This window comes from Stenotrophomonas sp. P5_A8 (genome assembly GCF_056400545.1).
Map to the genome: position 1 here is coordinate 1 of NZ_JBFULB010000604.1, position 912 is coordinate 912.

The 912-nt window shown below is 60.5% G+C and carries 1 protein-coding gene; it reads left to right on the forward strand.

Features of this window, described 5'->3' with window-relative positions:
- Positions 1-20: 20 nt before the first annotated feature.
- Positions 21-890, forward strand: coding sequence for a MobA/MobL family protein (locus AC1DQP_RS21000; RefSeq protein ID WP_478052498.1), 870 nt, complete (start codon positions 21-23; stop codon positions 888-890).
- Positions 891-912 lie beyond the last annotated feature (22 nt).

Genomic DNA, 912 nt, shown 5'->3' on the forward strand with positions numbered 1-912 from the left:
AGATTGAGTGGATACGCGCCATGATCTCCGACCGCATTCATTCCCATTCCGCCCTCGCAGCCGCCGCCTACCGGGGCGGATTCGTGCTCACTGATCCCCGATCCGGCGTCAAACATGACTACCGGGGCAGGGCTGGAATCATCCAGGCCTGCTGCGTGGCTCCCTCTGGGGCGCCCGCTTGGACTAATGACCCGCAACGCCTCTGGGCCGCAGCAGAGGCGGCAGAGCGCCGCCGCAACAGTACCGTTTGCCGTGATTTCACCATTGCCTTGCCGCACGAGCTCGATGACCGCGAGCGTTGGGACCTGGTTCTCGACATCTCGCATGCACTGATCAAGCGATATGGCTTTGCGCTACAAGCGAGCCATCACCGGCCAACCAAGGACGATCCTCGCTACTTCTACGCTCATCTGTTGGCGACCACTAGGCGCATGGAGGCCTCTGGGCTGGCAGCCAAGACGCGAGTCCTGGACGGGCGTATCAACGGCAAAGGCGAGATTGAGTGGATACGCGCCATGATCTCCGACCGCATTCATTCCCATTCCGCCCACAGCACCGCTCAGGCGAAGGCAGATCGCAGTGAACTGAGCCAGCGAATTGCAGTGCGTCGAGATGAGAGGATCTTCGTGAAAGGGTTGGCGAGCTTTGAGCAGCTCTTGGAGCACTACCGTAAGGCAGGCAGCCTTGTGGCAATCCCTGAGGGGCACACATCTGAGCAGGCGCGCCGAGACAAAGGCGTCGGAGCGATCAACGCGGTTGCGAGCGGCATCGAGCTTGCGCCGTCTCCGTTAGCAGGCTCTCTGAGTGATAGAGAGATCAGTGCAGGTATGGACGGCGAAGCTCAGTCAATAGCTCAGGTAGGGACACAAGGCCCTCAAGATAGGAATTGAGCGCCGTTGCCATGTGCTGGTC